Origin of the sequence: uncultured Arcobacter sp. (assembly GCF_937982575.1) — a bacterium.
Taxonomy (GTDB): Bacteria; Campylobacterota; Campylobacteria; order Campylobacterales; family Arcobacteraceae; genus Arcobacter.
Genome location: NZ_CALJLR010000015.1, coordinates 160,634 through 175,690, shown reverse-complemented (window position 1 = coordinate 175,690; position 15,057 = coordinate 160,634). Strand labels below are relative to the sequence as shown.

Sequence of the window (15,057 nt, the reverse complement as noted above, 5' to 3'; positions counted from 1 at the left end):
AATATTCTATTATAATACAGGCCTTAATAGTGGAGTTTGTAGTGATATTTAGGTTTTATATTCCATTATAATTATTAAGTATTTTCCCATATAAATCTAATAGTAATAGGGAATAAATAAAAAATACAAATATGAACGCTGTTTTATTGTAAAAGGAAAAATATAGATGTATAAACTATTGCAAGTATGTTTTATAACAGCTCTTTCAATAACACTAATTGGGTGTAGCCAAAAAGATTTTTCTATAGGTGAAAAAAAGAGTGAGTCTTCAAAAGAGATTATTAGAGATAAAAATTGTAATAAATATAAAAAAGCTATGGATTATGCCTCTACATATATACAAGAAGAGTTTGAAAAAGGCTACTTTTCAAAAAATGATACAGTAGGTGCAAAAGCACAGCTTTTTTTAATAGAGAGTAAATCTTCAACAATTTTTGCAAAAAATATAAATGCTGCAAAAGAGTCTTATGATGCTAATTACAACTTATCAAAAAAAGGAAATTGCAGTCTAAAAAGCTTTTATATACATCCTTTCGAAAAGTTAAAAAATAGTATAGAGACTTTAGAAAAACAAAAGGTTAAATAGTGAGATTAAAAAGTTTAATAATTATATTTATCTTTTCTATGACTTTGCAATTATTTGCTAAAGAAAAAGTAGTGGAAACTCTTCTAGAAAAAGTTAATCAAGCTTCAACACCCCAAGAAAAAAAGCAATTAATAGAAAAATTAAAAGTGGCCTTAGCAAAAAAAAATAAAAAAGCTAGAGAAGAATCAAATGCCATAATAAAAGCAAAACAGAAAGTGCCAATTAAACTTTTTGATGATAAAGTACTTGATAAATGAATAAAAAAATAAAAATCTTACTTTTAGAAGATGATACAATTTTAGCCCAAACTATGGTGCAAATTTTAGAACAAGAAAATTATGATGTTACATTAGTATCTGATGGAGAAGAGGTTATTGAGTATACATATGATAATAAATATGATCTTTATTTATTTGATATAAATGTACCTTTGCTTGATGGAATGGAGACCTTAAAGCTTTTGCGTCAAGCAGATGATAATACACCTACTTTTTTCATAACAGCACTAATTGACATAAAATCTACCCTAAAGGGGTTTGACTATGGTTGTGATGATTATATAAAAAAGCCTTTTGATTTAGATGAGTTGTTAGCTCGTATTCAAGCAACTTTAAAACGGAAAAATCCTGTTCTTCAATACAAAAATATTACATTTGATTTACTAGAAAGTAGGGTATTAAAAGATGATATTGAAGTGCCCTTGGGAAGTGTAGAAAAAGAAGTCTTTTCACTTCTTATAAGAAATATTGGTATGACTGTAAACAAATCTACTTTTTTTGATTATATGAATAAGCCTAGTGAACCAGCACTTCGTGTTTTAATTAGTAAATTAAAAAAGCTTTTAGATTTAGATATTTCAAATATAAAAGGTGTAGGATACAAACTTGAAAAACTATGAAAAAAAGTCTTTAATTACTACTATTTCTCTTTTTTTTATTCCTTTATTTATACTTGCAAGTATAGTTTTATATATGTATCACAGTGATAAAGTTAAAGATATAGAACAAAATATTTTATATCAAATGAAAGATTATACTTTTGATTTTAAAGGTGATACGTTTAGCCTTGATATTGTTGAGGATAATAAAGAAAAACAACTTTTTAAAATCTATCATTGCAAAGAGGGACTTTGCGCTTATTTTCAAATACCCTCAACAGGTCCATATCTTTTAAAAGTAATTTATGACAAAAAGAAGTATGAAAAAGTTTATTATGATTTTCTAGTAGATATTTTTAAGTTTTCAGTTGTAATCTTCTTTTTTCTACTTTTTATCTCTGTTGGTTTTGCCCTATATTCTCTGCGACCAATGAAAGAAGCACTTCATCTTTTAGAAGATTTTCTAAAAGATTTAATTCATGATTTAAATACCCCTGCAACTTCTATTTTGTTAAATTCAAAATTATTAAAAAGACGTGGAGATTTTGAAGAGACTGAAAGAATAGAGTTAAGTGCTAAAACTATATCTTCTCTTTATAAAAATCTAGAACTAATAACTCCTAAACAGATATCAAAAACTGAAGAAGTATCTCTTAGTAAATTGGTAGATGAAAAGATTGAAATTTTACAAAAGTTATATCCTAAAATCAAATTTAATAAAAATATGCAAAATGTTTTCATAAAAAGCAATAAAAATGCAATGGAACGTATTATCGATAATCTTTTAACAAATGCTTGTAAATATAATAAAAAAAATGGTGAAGTAAATATTAGTGCAAGTGAACAAAAACTTATTATAGAAGATAGTGGTATTGGTATAAAAAATGTTAAAAAAGTATTTCAAAGATATTATAAAGAGAATGAGACCGGACTTGGTATTGGCATGAGTATTGTAAAACAGCTTTGTGATATTTTGGATATAAATATTAGTATAACTAGTGTGATTGATAAGGGTACAAAGATAGAGCTTACTTTTAAATAGCTTGAGTAAAAATCACCTTTGAAAAATTCAAAGATGATTTTTACTACTTAAAGAACTTTAGATATTTTTAGTTTAGTATTAATAATTTGCTGAGCGGTAATAAGGTCTTCTTGCCCCATTGATGAAAGCTTTGCATCAAGTTTCTTCAATAGTTGGCTTCTTTCATTTAAATTAGTAGCTGTATTGATTTTATCTACTAATACATTTACATCATTAATTCCAGCAGCGAATAATCCCGTTGCCCCTAATATTGCAAAAATTGCTATTTGTTTACCTAACTTCATATTTCACTCCTTTTTTTAAAGATGTGAAAGTATATGAAGAAAGTGTTAGTTAAGTGTAAGTTTTATCTTGAAAGGCTAATTCCAAAGCTTATTCGATTTATTTCTTCATTATAATCAATTAAACTATCCCCATAACCACTTGATACTTGAACATATCCAAAAGTATTTTTTGAGTTTAGTAAAGGGAAAGTCCAGCTAAGTTCTGCAAAACCTTTATTTGAATCATCAAATTTTAGATTATTTCTAAGCAGTAATTTAAAAGTGTGTTTTTTATATGGTAAATCAAAAGTTAAATCCCCATATCCAAGATAGTCTTCTATATCTGGATTATCATCATTTTGTCCATCTGGTATTCTATACCAAATTCTTGGGCTGAAAAATAGACTTGAAAATTGAAAATAACTTTGGGCATATAATCGGTTCCATGATCTAGATTTTGCTTGGGCTTGGCCATTTGATTCATGTAAAAATCCAAACTTTAAGGCTTTTAAAGAGGTTTTGTTTTTTTTACCATATGGAATCATAACAAAAACTTCAGGCTTATAATTTGTCTCTCTAAAAGGTGATGATTCAGAATATAGTTGCCACCAAGACTTTTGAGTATATGCGAAGTTTATACTCTCTTTTAAACCAAAAAAGTTATAAGAAATAGGCTTTTTAACACTTAGTTGAAATACTGTTTCAAAATCTTTTCTTCCATCATCAAGTTTTGAACTATATGAAAAAGGTAGAAGATAGTTTTCATTGTATGGATATAGGTCAAAAGAAGAGGCTAATATTTGAGATAAAGTGTTTCTTGTCTCTTTATCTTCAATTGTATCTAAAACCTTTTTTGTAGCTTTTACTTCTGCTTCTTTGTCTTCATCTATAAAAGTAATTTTATCATTAGTTTCAGACTTTGCTATTTGTTTATATATAAGCATAGCCTCTTTATAGTTGTGTTCATCTTCAAATTTTTTAGCTTTTGCATAGAGTTCATCCAAATTTTCATTTGCAAATATTGCTGAGATTAAAAAAATAGATAGTAGAAGTTGTTTCATTTACATAAGCCTTAAATAAGTTGGCACAATATTAGCATAAAAAGTAAAATAAAACTATAAAATGATATAATCGCCACAATTAAAGAAAAAGGTATTTTTATGTTAGTTGCTCCTTCGATACTATCAGCTGATTTTGGGAAATTAAATGAAGAGATAAAAGCTATCTGTGATGGTGGCTGTGATTTGATTCATGTGGACGTTATGGATGGTCATTTTGTACCAAATATGACACTAGGACCTGTTGTTGTAAACCCTGTTGCAAAAATAGCAACTAAACCTCTTGATGTACATTTAATGGTAGAAAACAATACTTTTTTTGTGGATTTATTTGCACCTTTAAAACCTGAATATATCTCATTTCATATAGAGAGTGAAAAACATCCACATAGACTTATCCAAAAAATAAGAGATTATGGAATAAAACCAGCAATTGTACTAAATCCTCACTCAACTCCTGAGTCAATCGAATACTTACTAGAAGATTTAGATATGGTTTTACTAATGTCAGTTAATCCAGGTTTTGGTGGACAAAAATTTATTAAAAGTGTTGTTGAAAAGAGTAAAAAACTAAAAGAGCTTATAAATAAAAGAAACCCAAACTGCCTTATTGAAGTAGATGGTGGAGTAAACGATAAAAATATTCATGAACTAAAAGCTGCTGGTGTTGATGTGGTTGTTGCAGGTTCTTTTGTCTTCTCTCAAGATGACTATTCTAAAGCTATAAAAAGCCTTCAGGTATAAGTTATGCGAGTAAAGATTTGTGGTATTACAAATTTAGAAGATGCTATTGATGCTATTAATGCAGGAGCAGATGCTTTAGGATTTGTATTTTATGAGCCAAGTCCTAGATATATTAGACCCATTGATGCTAAAAAAATAGTTGAGCAACTTCCTCCTTTTATACAAACAGTAGGGCTTTTTGTAAATGAGTCATCAAAACACATAAATGATATTTGTAAAGTTGCCCATATGCAATTGGCACAAATAATTGATGATGAAGATACCACAGAGTTTGATAATCTAGAAATAAAACATGTAAAAGTTGAAAGAGTAGCTTCAAAAGAGGACTTAGAAGACTTAGAAGAGAACTTTATGTTAGTAGATGCTTTTGTTCCAGGTTTTGGTGGAGAGGGCAAGCGTATAGCTCTTGATTGGTTTGAGGGTGTTGATTGTTCTAAAATAATTATTGCTGGTGGATTAAAAACTGAAAACTTGAGTGAGTTAAAAGGTTTTGGTTTTTATGGTGTTGATGTTAGCAGTGGAGTAGAACAAAGTAAAGGTAAAAAAGACAGACAAAAAATGATAGACTTTATAAAAGTTGCCCATGAAATCTAAGAAACAAATCGTACCTTCAAACAGTGATATTATTGTATCAAAAATAAAAAAAGGATTATCTACTTTAGATGAGTTGCTTAGCTTAATTGAATCACTTAAAAATACATTTTTTGATGATGCTTTTTTAGAACTTGAACTTCTTCTATCAAATGGTTTACCCTTAGAAATAATAAATGATAAAGTCTTTTTAAAAACAAACATAAACTCTTTATCTGAACAAGTTTTTTGTATAGTGGATATTGAGACAAATGGAAGTAATGTAAAAAATGGGCAAGTCATAGAAATAGGGGCAGTTAAACTTAAAAATGGGCAGATAATAGATAGCTATGAATCCCTTGTTTACGCAAAAGATGTACCGCCATATATCCAAGAAGTGACAAATATAACTCCCTCTATGTTAAAAGATGCACCGGTCTTAAAAACTGTACTTGAAGAGTTTAAAATATTTTTAGAAGATGATGTTTTTGTTGCACACGATATTAAGTTTGATTATAGATTTATCTCTGAGTCTTTTAAAAAGTACAATTTAGGTGAACTGCAAAATAGAAAACTTTGTACTATTGATTTAGCAAAAAGAACAATTGAGGCACAAAGATATGGATTGGATTTTTTAAAGGATTTATTGCATATAAATATAGATACTCAACATAGAGCTTATAGTGATGCCTTAAGTACAAGTTATATTTTAAAAGAGTCTATATCAAAGTTATCTGAAAAAATTATCACAGCTGAAGATTTAATAGCTTTTTCAAAATCAGATAATATAATTAACAATAAACATAAACAAAAAAATAAAGAAAAGGAAAAGTAATGTTTTCACAAGAAAAATACCTAAAAGCACTAAACTATGCAGCAAAGGTACACGGTGAGCAAAAAACACCACATGGCTTACCTTATCTTACTCATCTTACAGCAGTAGCAATGGAGATGATGCATGCTTGTGAGCAAGGCAATGTAAAAATAGAAGATGCAGACTTTGCAATATCAGTTGCTCTACTTCATGATGTATTAGAAGATACAAATGTAACTATTAGTGAACTAATTGAAGAGTTTGGGGATGAGATTGCAAGTGGAGTTGAAGCCTTATCAAAAGATCCAAATATAGAGTCTAAAAAACAGCAAATGGCTGATAGTATAAATAGACTTCTAACTCAAAATTATGCAGTACAATGTGTAAAATTAGCAGATAGAATTTCAAACCTACAAAAGCCACCAGCATCTTGGGATAATGAGAAAATATATAGTTATTTTCAAGAATCGAAGTTTATACTTAGTTGTTTGAAAAATGCTAATCCGTTTTTGTCAAAGAGATTGGAAGATAAGATAAACATCTACCGAACCTACATAAAATAAAAACTCAGCTTTTTGCCCAACTCTGCGTTCGACTGCAATATTAATTACACTCACTTACTTTAGTAAGCTCCTTTATTAATATTTTGTCTGCCTTGATTTGAACAAAAATCAGAGTTTTTAGATATTTTTAGATAAAGTTTTTATAAAACAATAAAGTAATTTATTGTTTATCTTGGAGAGTGTAAGTGACGTTATTTATTAATTGTACCTGCCTCCCTTTATCAATAATAAAAGAGGAAAATAAAATGATTAAATATTTACAATATTTTGTTGCTTATTTGAGCTTAATAATACTATGGATTTTTTTTATTTTAGCTTTTGGTAGTATATTTAATTTATTTGGAGTTGATACTAATCCAGGTTTAGTTATAATTGGAATTTTTTTTGCTTTAATTTATCATAAATATAAACCTATGAAATTTAAAGATTTATTAGCAAAAATAGGTATATCTATATAACATAGACATCGGGGTCATGAATAAAGGGGGACAGGCATCTTTTTTAATTCTTAAATAACTGACTGTGAGTGCCTATTCTTGTTAGTTTAACATAACCATCATCTATTATATATACTAAGAGCATATCTCCACTAATATGGCATTCTCTAAAACCTTTATAATTACCAATAAGGTCATGGTCTAAAGCTTCATCAGGAAGCTTTTTATTTTCAAGTAATGAAGAAACAAATTTTATATACTTTTCATAGTGTTTATCTGATAACTTAGTTTTATCATAATCTTTTACAAATTGTTTTGTTCTAAATAGTTTATACATTATTTTATAAATCTTTTAGAGAAATTTCATCTCCTTTAAACTCTTTTGCTTCTTTCATTGCTTTTAATGTATCTTTATTTGGAATTTTTATCTCAAATGGAATACCATTGTTTAGTTTTACCATATTTAAAAACATAACAATCGCTTGAGAAGTATTCAGACCTAAACTTTTAAATATTGATTCTGTTTCTTCTTTTAATTGGCTATCTACTCTAGCTCTTACTGTTGCATTAAGCATTTATAATCCTTTTTATTGAGTGTAGCACAAATGAGCTACAAAGTCAATAAGTAATGAGCCTATTGCAAATGATAAGCTTTAATAAAATATTAGCCAGAAACCTGTCTAGCATACTCCAAACCTAAATCAAAGGCTTTGTTGTTTATCTCATGTACTTTTGCTGGTACTTTTGAGAGCATGGTTTCTCGCAAGGTATTATTGTCTACACTTTCACCTGTCATATAGTTAGCAATAGCTAAAGCTAGGACTGATTGGGTGATTACATTTCCTACTTCTTCTTTTGCTATTGTTATGATTGGGATTTCATAGATTTTCCATCTTTTTTTATCTTCATCTGTGGGTTTTACTAGGTTTGGTTCTACTACAATTACTCCACCTTCTTTTACACCCTCTTTAAACTGGTCATATGAAACTTGGGCAACTGATAACATAAAGTCTATCTCTCCATCATTTGCATATGGGTAAAGGATTTCTTTATCATCTAGTGTTATATCAACAACAGTTGCTCCTCCTCTTACTTGTGAGGTATATGTGGCTGTTTTTAGACCATATCCACCTGCATTGATTTTTGCTGCTGCAAAGATTGCACCTGCTAGTAAAACACCTTGACCACCGACACCTGTAAATCTCATCAAAATCTTACTCATTATCTTTCCTTATAACACTACAGCTGTTTTGTTTTTATGTGCAGTTTTTACTTTTTCATACTGGTCTGTGTACTCTTTTGCTTCTTCATCTTGTTTTAAAATGCCAGTTGGAAATTTGCCAACTTTTTCTTCATCACTTAGTTTTTCAAATTTATTTTTTGCAACTGTAATTTCATCTATCCAATTAAGATTTTCCATTGCAGAGTTCATTTTGTTTTTTCTTCCTAGGTTTATATGACAGTTTGAAAAAATATCAAAAAAAGCATATCCATTATGATTTAAACCTTTTGTAAAAAGTCTCTCTAATTTTTTAGGTTCGTTTACACTCTCTCTAGCTACAAAAGATGCACCCGCTGCGATTGCTAAATTACAAGGGTCAAAAGTAGGGTCAATATTTCCTCTTTTCATAGTAACAGTCCACATTCCCTGTGGAGTTGTTGGACTTGTTTGTGAGTTTGTTAAACCATATATGAAGTTATTTACAACTATATGATTTATATCTATATTTCTTCTACATCCATGAATTGTATGATTCCCCCCAATTGCAAGACCATCTCCATCTCCAGTTACACAAATAACATGTTTGTCTGGGTTTGCCATTTTGATACCTGTGGCATAGGCTATTGCTCTTCCATGAGTAGTATGAACTGTATTGCAGTTCATATATGAAGAAAATCTTCCAGAACAACCAATTCCAGATACTACACATACATCATTCATATCCCAACCAAGCCCATCGATAGCTCTAAGTAGGGCTTTTAAAATAACACCATCTCCACAACCCCAACACCATAAAGTTGGCATTTTATTTATTCGTAAATATTTATCATAATTAAAAGCCATCTTACATTCCTTTGATTTTTTTTACTATTTCAAGTGGTGCTATTGGTCTACCATTTGCTTTAAACATTGTTTCAAAATCTAATCTTCCACTTACTCTTTGAATCTCTTGAATATATTGCCCAAGATTTAGCTCACAAACTAATACTTTTTCAAACTTATCACATAACTCTTTTATCTTTTTAGCAGGACTTGGCCAAAGTGTTATTGGTCTAAAAAGTCCAACTTTTACACCTTCTTCTCTTAGTCTATTAACTGCTTCTTTTGCAGAAAGAGATAAAGAACCATAAGCGATAATCATAATATCAGCATCTTCAAGTTCATACTCTTCATATGATTCTATTTCATCAAGGTGTGCATCTACTTTTCTAAATAGTCTCTCTATTAGATTTTCACACATAGTTTCATCTTCTGTTGGATGTCCATTAAAGTCATGATGAAGTCCAGTGTAGTGATATTTGTAACCTTTAAACATAGGATTTAAAACAGCTGGTTGGTCATCTGCTACATTATAAGGTTCATATTCACTTGGGTCACCTTCAAAGACTTTTCTTGGAACAATTCCTTTTTTTACCTCTTCAAGAGTTGGTAGAACTGCTTTTCCACTCATATGTCCTATTGTTTCGTCAAGTAGTACAAAAACTGGTTGCATAAATCTATCTGCTAAATTAAAAGCTCGAACTGTTTCTGTATAACACTCAGCTAAATTTCCTGCACATAAAGTAATAGAGTTATAATCTCCATGTGTAGGATTTTTAGCTTGTAAGATATCACCTTGTGCTACACGTGTAGGAAGTCCAGTTGATGGTCCTCCTCTCATAACATTTACAATTACAAGGGGAACTTCTGCAATAAAACCAAGACCAATATTTTCAGCTTTAAGTGAAATCCCTGGACCACTTGTAGCTGTAAGTGATCTTTTACCACTCATTGATGCACCTAAGGCTGCACAAATTCCTGCAATCTCATCTTCCATTTGAATAGCAGCACCACCTGATGCTGGAAGCAAATCAGATATTACATGCATAACTTCACTTGAGGGAGTAATTGGATATCCAGAAAAGAACTCACAACCTGCATCAACTGATGCAATTGCTGAAAGTTCATTTCCAGTACTTATAATTTCTCTTGACATTATTATTCCTTGATTCTGAAATTGTTTTCTTTTAGTATTCGTGCTCTCTGTTTTGCTTCTTCTGTAAGTTTTGAGAATTTATAATCATCTTTACTTGCTACCGAAATAGCAAAGTCAGGACAGGCAAGTTCACACTCACCACAGCCAATACATGATTCTTTTGAAATAATTCTTACCATTGAACCAAGAGTTGATGTAGAGTCGTAATCCATAGCTATAACTCCTGCTGGACACAAAGATGCACAGATATCACAGGCTTTACACCTTTTTGCATCTACCCAAACTGGAGTATTTATTGGAGTTTCCATTATTGTCATTTTATCTCCTTTTATTTTTATTAAATAAAAATATTAAATTGTATTTAAAAATAATATCTAATAAAGACTAAATCTTTATATAAATTAAAATAGTAGTTTCAAATCATTATTAGAGAGTTTTTAGTACAATATCAAAAAATAAAAAGGCTATTTTTGCTTCTATATCAACCCCATGATGGATATTGCTATAACAGTGATACTCATTTTTTGCATCATTTTATAAATACTAATTTAAAAATCTTTAAAAATATAAAAGGTGAACTTTTAGATATAGGCAGTGGAAGTGGAATACTTGGCCTTCTTGTTGCTAGAGATAATGCAAAGTTAAACCTCAATCAATGTGAACTGCAAGAGAAGTTTCAAGAGCTAAGTAAAATAAACTCAAAAAACAATAAAATAGACTCAAAAATATATAAAGGGAAATATCAAGATATAAGTTTTGATAAATTATTTGATATATGTGTATCAAACCCTCCTTTTTATCATAGTAGTGTAGTAAAAAGTGAAAATGAAAATATAAAGATTGCAAGATATAATGACTCTATGCCTTTGGTTGATTTTATATCAAAAACATCAAAAATATTAAATCAAAATGGTAAGTTTTTCTTCTGTTATGATGTTAAGCAGTTAAATGATATTATATTAACTTTAAATGAGTTTAAATTTAATATAGAGTCAATACAGTTTGTACATCCAAAGCTGGGAAAAGATGCCACTTTGGTTTTAATATATGCAAGAAAAAATTCAAAATCTTTGATGAAAATTTTAAGTCCACTCATCGTTTTTGATGGGGAAGATTTTACAAATGAGGTTCAAGATATTTATAAGGTATCGTCAACTCATAGTATAAAAGTTGAAATATGAATGAAATAATAAAACAAGATGGTTTTACCTATGGCTTCAATCCAAAAGCATGTGATACTTGTGAAGGTAATTGCTGTATAGGTGAGAGCGGTTATATTTGGATAGCTAAAAGTGAATGTGAAGAGTTAGCCAAACATCTAAATATAGAATTAGAAGATTTGCTACACAATTACTTAAGAAGAATAGGGTATAACTATTCTATAAATGAGAAAAAATTATCAGAAGATAATTATGCATGCATATTTTTTGATTTAGAAAAAAAACAGTGTTCTGTTTATGAAGCTAGACCAAAACAGTGCAGAACTTTCCCTTTTTGGGATTATTTTAAAAATAGAGTTAAAGAGGTAAAAGAAGAGTGTCCTGCTATAAAAGATATTTAGTTATATTTATATTTATTTCTTCTTTATTTGCAAAAGAAGCAAACTTCAATGAAGATTTATATATTTTATATGCTTTAGAGTATGAGAAACAAGACAAAACAAATGAAGCAAGAGCTTTATATGAAAAATTATTTGAGAACACACAAAACTATGAGTATTTTATAAAGTATTTAAGAGCATCTCTTGCAACAGGAAACTTTCAAGATATAGTTAAAAAAGTACCAAGTCATTTAAAAAAAGATATAGATGAACAGGAACTAATAACTAGAATATACTGTGTTTCTTTGCTTAACTTAAATAAGACAGATAAAGCATTAAGTGTTGCACAAGAACTTTTAAGCAAATACAAAACTGCACTAAATTATGAAGTTTTGGCAAATGTTTATTTTGTAAAAAAAGAGTATACAAAAGCTGCTTCATATTTTGAAACTTCATACTCAATGAACAATAACTCAAATACACTTTTCAATTTAGTAAATATTTTATATGCATATTTAAACAGAAAAGCTGAAGCTTTAGCATATCTTGAGACTCATGTTAGACTTTATGGATGTGATTCAATTGTCTGTTCAAAGCTAGTATCTATTTATCAAGAGCAAAATAATATAGATGGTATTATATCAGTATTAAAAAGGTCATATCAAGCTAATAGAGATGCTGGAAATAAAGATATGGCAAACAAAACATATAAACTTTTAATAACATACATAGAAAAAAAAGATATCAATGAAGCCATCTCTTTTTTAGAAAAAGAAAAAATCGATAATGTAAAATTAGTCAATTTATATAAAAGAACAAATCAACCCCTAAAAGCTTTGAAATTAGTTCGTAAACTCTATAGGGAAGATGGCAATATAGATTTTCTAGCACAAATAGCAATTTTAGAGTTTGAAACAGCAGAAAATAAGAAAAAAGTCTTAAATAATGTTATTAAAAAGTTCAATGATGTATTAACAGTACTAGATAGTCATGTATATCAGAACTATTTAGGATATTTGTTAATTGACTATGATATTGATGTTAAAAAGGGTTTAGAGTATGTTGAAAGTGCCTTAGAAAAAGCACCTAACAATATAGCATATTTAGATTCAAAGGCTTGGGCTAATTATAAGTTAGGAAATTGTGCAGAGGCTTATAAATCTATGAAGAGAGTTGTTGATGAAGTTGGTCTAAACGAAAGTGAGATTAAACTTCATTGGAAGAAAATTAAGGAGTGTAGTAAAAAATGATTTTAGATGAGATAAACAGAAGAACTTTAGAAGATGTGGAAAAAAGAAAAAAAGATTTGCCACTTGAATTACTTGGAAGAAGTTTAAGTTCTAACCCATATGCACCAAGGGATGTTAAGCCTTATCTTACATCAACTAAAGAAGAACCAATTAGAATCATTGCTGAAGTTAAAAGAGCAAGTCCTAGTAAGGGAATTATAAAAGAGGATTTTGATCCACTTAAGATAGCACAAGAGTACTCAAACACTGGAGCAAATGCAATTTCTGTACTAACAGAACCTCACTATTTCCAAGGAAATTTGGAGTATCTTACACAAATAAGAAGATATGTTCCAACACCACTTCTTAGAAAAGATTTTATTTTGGATAAATATCAAATCGTAGAAGCTTTAGTTTATGGAGCTGATTTTATACTTCTTATTGCAAAAAGCTTATCAACTAAAGATTTAAAAGAGTTATATGAATATGCTCTTCATTTAGGATTAGAAGTATTAGTAGAAGTACATGATAAAGAAGATTTAACAAAAGCTATGAAATGTGGAGCACATATCGTAGGAATCAACCATAGAAATCTAGAAACAATGGAAATGGATATGACCCTTTGTGAAAAATTAATACCAATGATTCCAAATGGCAAAATCATAGTTGCAGAAAGTGGAGTAAGCAATACTGAAATAATAAAACACTTAAGCCAAATAGGAGCAGATGCTTTTCTAATAGGTGAACACTTTATGAGAGTTCCAAGTATAGAAGAAGAGTTGAAGAAGTTCAAAAACTCACTAAACTAAAATGTTTTTTGAAATTATTCTATTTTCATTATTATCAGGGTCTACCGTATTTATTGGAGGTTTGATTTCTTGGTATTTTGAAAATAGGGTACATAACAAAGAGCTAAAAGAGATGACGATTCATTATCTAATAGCTTTTGCAACTGGTATTATGCTTTCAGCTATTGCCTTTGTACTTGTTCCAAAAGGCATGGTAGAAATCTCTATTTTACTAAGCTGTACTCTTTTTATATTGGGAGGAGTGAGTTTTTATTATTTTGATAAATTTGTTGAAAAAAATAGATACAAATTACCACAAGTAATAGCTATGTTGTTGGACTTTATACCCGAATCAATAGCTCTTGGAGCTGTTTTTGTTTATGACCATAAAACTGGAATCTTACTTTCTATTTTTATTGCTTTACAAAATTTGCCTGAATCTTTTAATTCATATATTGAATTAAAAAGATTAAATCACTCAACAAAAAAGTCACTAAAACTGCTGTTTATTTTAAGTTTTGTGGGACTATTCTTTTCCTTGTCAGGGTATTTTTTCTTAGATGAAAGAATAGAAATCACATCTTCTTTGATGCTTTTTTCAGCAGGTGGTATAATGTATATTATTTTCCAAGATATTGCACCACTGTTGCAATATAAAAAAAGAAGACTTATTGCCCTTGGGGTAAATTTTGGTTTTATTGTTGGTATGTTAGGTGAAGCAATAGTATAAGAAAATCTTATGTAATTTTTAACATTTATTTTATGATTTATTCAATATAATCTTTTACAAATTACTATATAAAGGTTTTTTTTGAATAGAATTTTATTAGTTATTCTTATTGGAGTAATTCTATTTTTTTCATATGGTATCTATTCAAATTTAAATAAAAAAAGTATAAAATCAAAAAGAGTTGTTTGCCAACAGCAAACAGTAACCTTTGAGTCCATTTATGATAAAACAAATATAGCTAAAGTACAAAAACTATTTACGTCTAAAAACTATATTATCAAATCAAATATTATCTACTCTGTTTTTATGCCAACTGTTTTAAAAAACAATTTAAATGCTAACTTAGCAGATGATATTTTAAAAAGAAATATCCCTATAACTGACATAATAAAAACCGATGAAAAGCTTGTAATAGATTATTATATTTATGAGAATGATAAAGATGATAATAAGAAAAAAAATCCAAAAGCGAAACTATATGCGGGATATTTACTTTTTGAGTTTAAATTAAATGAAAAAATAGTTTATAAAATACAAACTGATTATATGAAACAAGATGGAAGTGATATAGAAAATAGAATAGAGTGTGTGGTTAAATCGTTTTTAAGTATATAAATAA

Annotated in this window: 23 protein-coding genes; 15 read left to right on the top strand and 8 right to left on the bottom strand. The window is 28.9% G+C overall.

Annotated elements, in window-relative coordinates:
• The first annotated feature begins 166 nt into the window (after positions 1-166).
• Genes Q0617_RS10795 through Q0617_RS10780 form a run of 4 tightly spaced genes read left to right on the top strand, consistent with a single transcriptional unit; the run spans position 167 to position 2,505 of the window.
• Positions 167-586 (top strand): hypothetical protein, encoded by a 420-nt coding sequence (locus Q0617_RS10795; RefSeq protein WP_298753289.1) that lies wholly within the window; start codon positions 167-169, stop codon positions 584-586.
• Positions 586-843 carry a hypothetical protein gene (locus tag Q0617_RS10790; protein WP_298753288.1) on the top strand — a complete coding sequence of 86 codons (258 nt, stop codon included), beginning with the start codon at positions 586-588 and terminating at the stop codon, positions 841-843. Before Q0617_RS10795 ends, Q0617_RS10790 begins: the two co-directional genes overlap by 1 nt.
• Positions 840-1,484: a response regulator transcription factor gene (locus tag Q0617_RS10785; RefSeq protein WP_298753287.1), complete on the top strand. Its 645-nt coding sequence runs from the start codon at positions 840-842 to the stop codon at positions 1,482-1,484. The genes Q0617_RS10790 and Q0617_RS10785 overlap by 4 nt, the downstream gene beginning before the upstream one ends.
• A complete protein-coding gene (locus Q0617_RS10780) occupies positions 1,471-2,505 on the top strand; it encodes a HAMP domain-containing sensor histidine kinase (RefSeq protein WP_298753286.1) in 1,035 nt (344 codons plus the stop codon). Before Q0617_RS10785 ends, Q0617_RS10780 begins: the two co-directional genes overlap by 14 nt.
• A gap of 47 nt (positions 2,506-2,552) precedes the next feature.
• Here Q0617_RS10780 and Q0617_RS10775 read toward each other — a convergent pair whose 3' ends face one another.
• Entirely contained in the window at positions 2,553-2,789 is a 237-nt protein-coding gene (locus Q0617_RS10775) for a hypothetical protein (RefSeq protein ID WP_013135959.1), read from the bottom strand.
• Between the two features lie 62 nt (positions 2,790-2,851).
• On the bottom strand, positions 2,852-3,829 hold the full coding sequence (locus Q0617_RS10770; protein ID WP_298753284.1) for a phospholipase A: 978 nt from the start codon (positions 3,827-3,829) through the stop codon (positions 2,852-2,854).
• 99 nt (positions 3,830-3,928) lie between these two features.
• Here Q0617_RS10770 and rpe point away from each other — a divergent pair, with 99 nt between their 5' ends.
• The 5 genes from rpe (at position 3,929) to Q0617_RS10745 (ending at position 6,975) form a co-directional block, all read left to right on the top strand.
• Entirely contained in the window at positions 3,929-4,570 is a 642-nt protein-coding gene (rpe, locus tag Q0617_RS10765) for a ribulose-phosphate 3-epimerase (protein ID WP_298753283.1), read from the top strand.
• A 3-nt stretch (positions 4,571-4,573) separates the two neighbouring features.
• The gene (locus Q0617_RS10760) at positions 4,574-5,164 is read left to right on the top strand and encodes a phosphoribosylanthranilate isomerase (protein ID WP_298753281.1); all 591 of its coding nucleotides are present in this window, start codon (positions 4,574-4,576) and stop codon (positions 5,162-5,164) included.
• Positions 5,154-5,975 carry a 3'-5' exonuclease gene (locus Q0617_RS10755; protein ID WP_298753280.1) on the top strand — a complete coding sequence of 274 codons (822 nt, stop codon included), beginning with the start codon at positions 5,154-5,156 and terminating at the stop codon, positions 5,973-5,975. The genes Q0617_RS10760 and Q0617_RS10755 overlap by 11 nt, the downstream gene beginning before the upstream one ends.
• Positions 5,975-6,517: an HD domain-containing protein gene (locus Q0617_RS10750; protein ID WP_298753279.1), complete on the top strand. Its 543-nt coding sequence runs from the start codon at positions 5,975-5,977 to the stop codon at positions 6,515-6,517. The genes Q0617_RS10755 and Q0617_RS10750 overlap by 1 nt, the downstream gene beginning before the upstream one ends.
• A gap of 245 nt (positions 6,518-6,762) precedes the next feature.
• On the top strand, positions 6,763-6,975 hold the full coding sequence (locus Q0617_RS10745; protein ID WP_298753278.1) for a hypothetical protein: 213 nt from the start codon (positions 6,763-6,765) through the stop codon (positions 6,973-6,975).
• Between the two features lie 43 nt (positions 6,976-7,018).
• Here Q0617_RS10745 and Q0617_RS10740 read toward each other — a convergent pair whose 3' ends face one another.
• From Q0617_RS10740 to Q0617_RS10715, 6 genes are all read right to left on the bottom strand, one after another.
• Positions 7,019-7,291 carry a type II toxin-antitoxin system YafQ family toxin gene (locus tag Q0617_RS10740; protein WP_298753277.1) on the bottom strand — a complete coding sequence of 91 codons (273 nt, stop codon included), beginning with the start codon at positions 7,289-7,291 and terminating at the stop codon, positions 7,019-7,021.
• Between the two features lie 4 nt (positions 7,292-7,295).
• A complete protein-coding gene (locus tag Q0617_RS10735) occupies positions 7,296-7,529 on the bottom strand; it encodes a type II toxin-antitoxin system RelB/DinJ family antitoxin (RefSeq protein ID WP_298753276.1) in 234 nt (77 codons plus the stop codon).
• Positions 7,530-7,618: 89 nt separating this feature from the next.
• Positions 7,619-8,176: a 2-oxoacid:acceptor oxidoreductase family protein gene (locus Q0617_RS10730; RefSeq protein ID WP_298753275.1), complete on the bottom strand. Its 558-nt coding sequence runs from the start codon at positions 8,174-8,176 to the stop codon at positions 7,619-7,621.
• Positions 8,177-8,185: 9 nt separating this feature from the next.
• Entirely contained in the window at positions 8,186-9,019 is an 834-nt protein-coding gene (locus Q0617_RS10725) for a 2-oxoglutarate ferredoxin oxidoreductase subunit beta (protein ID WP_298753273.1), read from the bottom strand.
• A gap of 1 nt (position 9,020) precedes the next feature.
• Positions 9,021-10,151, bottom strand: a complete 1,131-nt coding sequence (locus Q0617_RS10720; protein ID WP_298753272.1) for a 2-oxoglutarate synthase subunit alpha — start codon at positions 10,149-10,151, stop codon at positions 9,021-9,023.
• Between the two features lie 2 nt (positions 10,152-10,153).
• Positions 10,154-10,468 carry a 4Fe-4S dicluster domain-containing protein gene (locus Q0617_RS10715; RefSeq protein WP_298753271.1) on the bottom strand — a complete coding sequence of 105 codons (315 nt, stop codon included), beginning with the start codon at positions 10,466-10,468 and terminating at the stop codon, positions 10,154-10,156.
• Between the two features lie 153 nt (positions 10,469-10,621).
• Between Q0617_RS10715 and Q0617_RS10710 the strand changes: the two genes are divergently transcribed.
• The 6 genes from Q0617_RS10710 to Q0617_RS10685 all read left to right on the top strand — a co-directional run bounded on the left by Q0617_RS10710 (position 10,622) and on the right by Q0617_RS10685 (position 15,053).
• The gene (locus Q0617_RS10710) at positions 10,622-11,332 is read left to right on the top strand and encodes a methyltransferase (RefSeq protein WP_298753270.1); all 711 of its coding nucleotides are present in this window, start codon (positions 10,622-10,624) and stop codon (positions 11,330-11,332) included.
• Entirely contained in the window at positions 11,329-11,712 is a 384-nt protein-coding gene (locus Q0617_RS10705) for a YkgJ family cysteine cluster protein (RefSeq protein ID WP_298753269.1), read from the top strand. Before Q0617_RS10710 ends, Q0617_RS10705 begins: the two co-directional genes overlap by 4 nt.
• The gene (locus Q0617_RS10700) at positions 11,688-12,941 is read left to right on the top strand and encodes a hypothetical protein (protein ID WP_298753268.1); all 1,254 of its coding nucleotides are present in this window, start codon (positions 11,688-11,690) and stop codon (positions 12,939-12,941) included. The genes Q0617_RS10705 and Q0617_RS10700 overlap by 25 nt, the downstream gene beginning before the upstream one ends.
• A complete protein-coding gene (trpC, locus tag Q0617_RS10695) occupies positions 12,938-13,729 on the top strand; it encodes an indole-3-glycerol phosphate synthase TrpC (protein WP_298753267.1) in 792 nt (263 codons plus the stop codon). The genes Q0617_RS10700 and trpC overlap by 4 nt, the downstream gene beginning before the upstream one ends.
• Before the next feature lies 1 nt (position 13,730).
• Positions 13,731-14,438: a divalent cation transporter gene (locus Q0617_RS10690; protein ID WP_298753266.1), complete on the top strand. Its 708-nt coding sequence runs from the start codon at positions 13,731-13,733 to the stop codon at positions 14,436-14,438.
• Positions 14,439-14,519: 81 nt separating this feature from the next.
• Positions 14,520-15,053, top strand: coding sequence for a hypothetical protein (locus Q0617_RS10685; RefSeq protein ID WP_298753265.1), 534 nt, complete (start codon positions 14,520-14,522; stop codon positions 15,051-15,053).
• Positions 15,054-15,057: the final 4 nt, after the last annotated feature.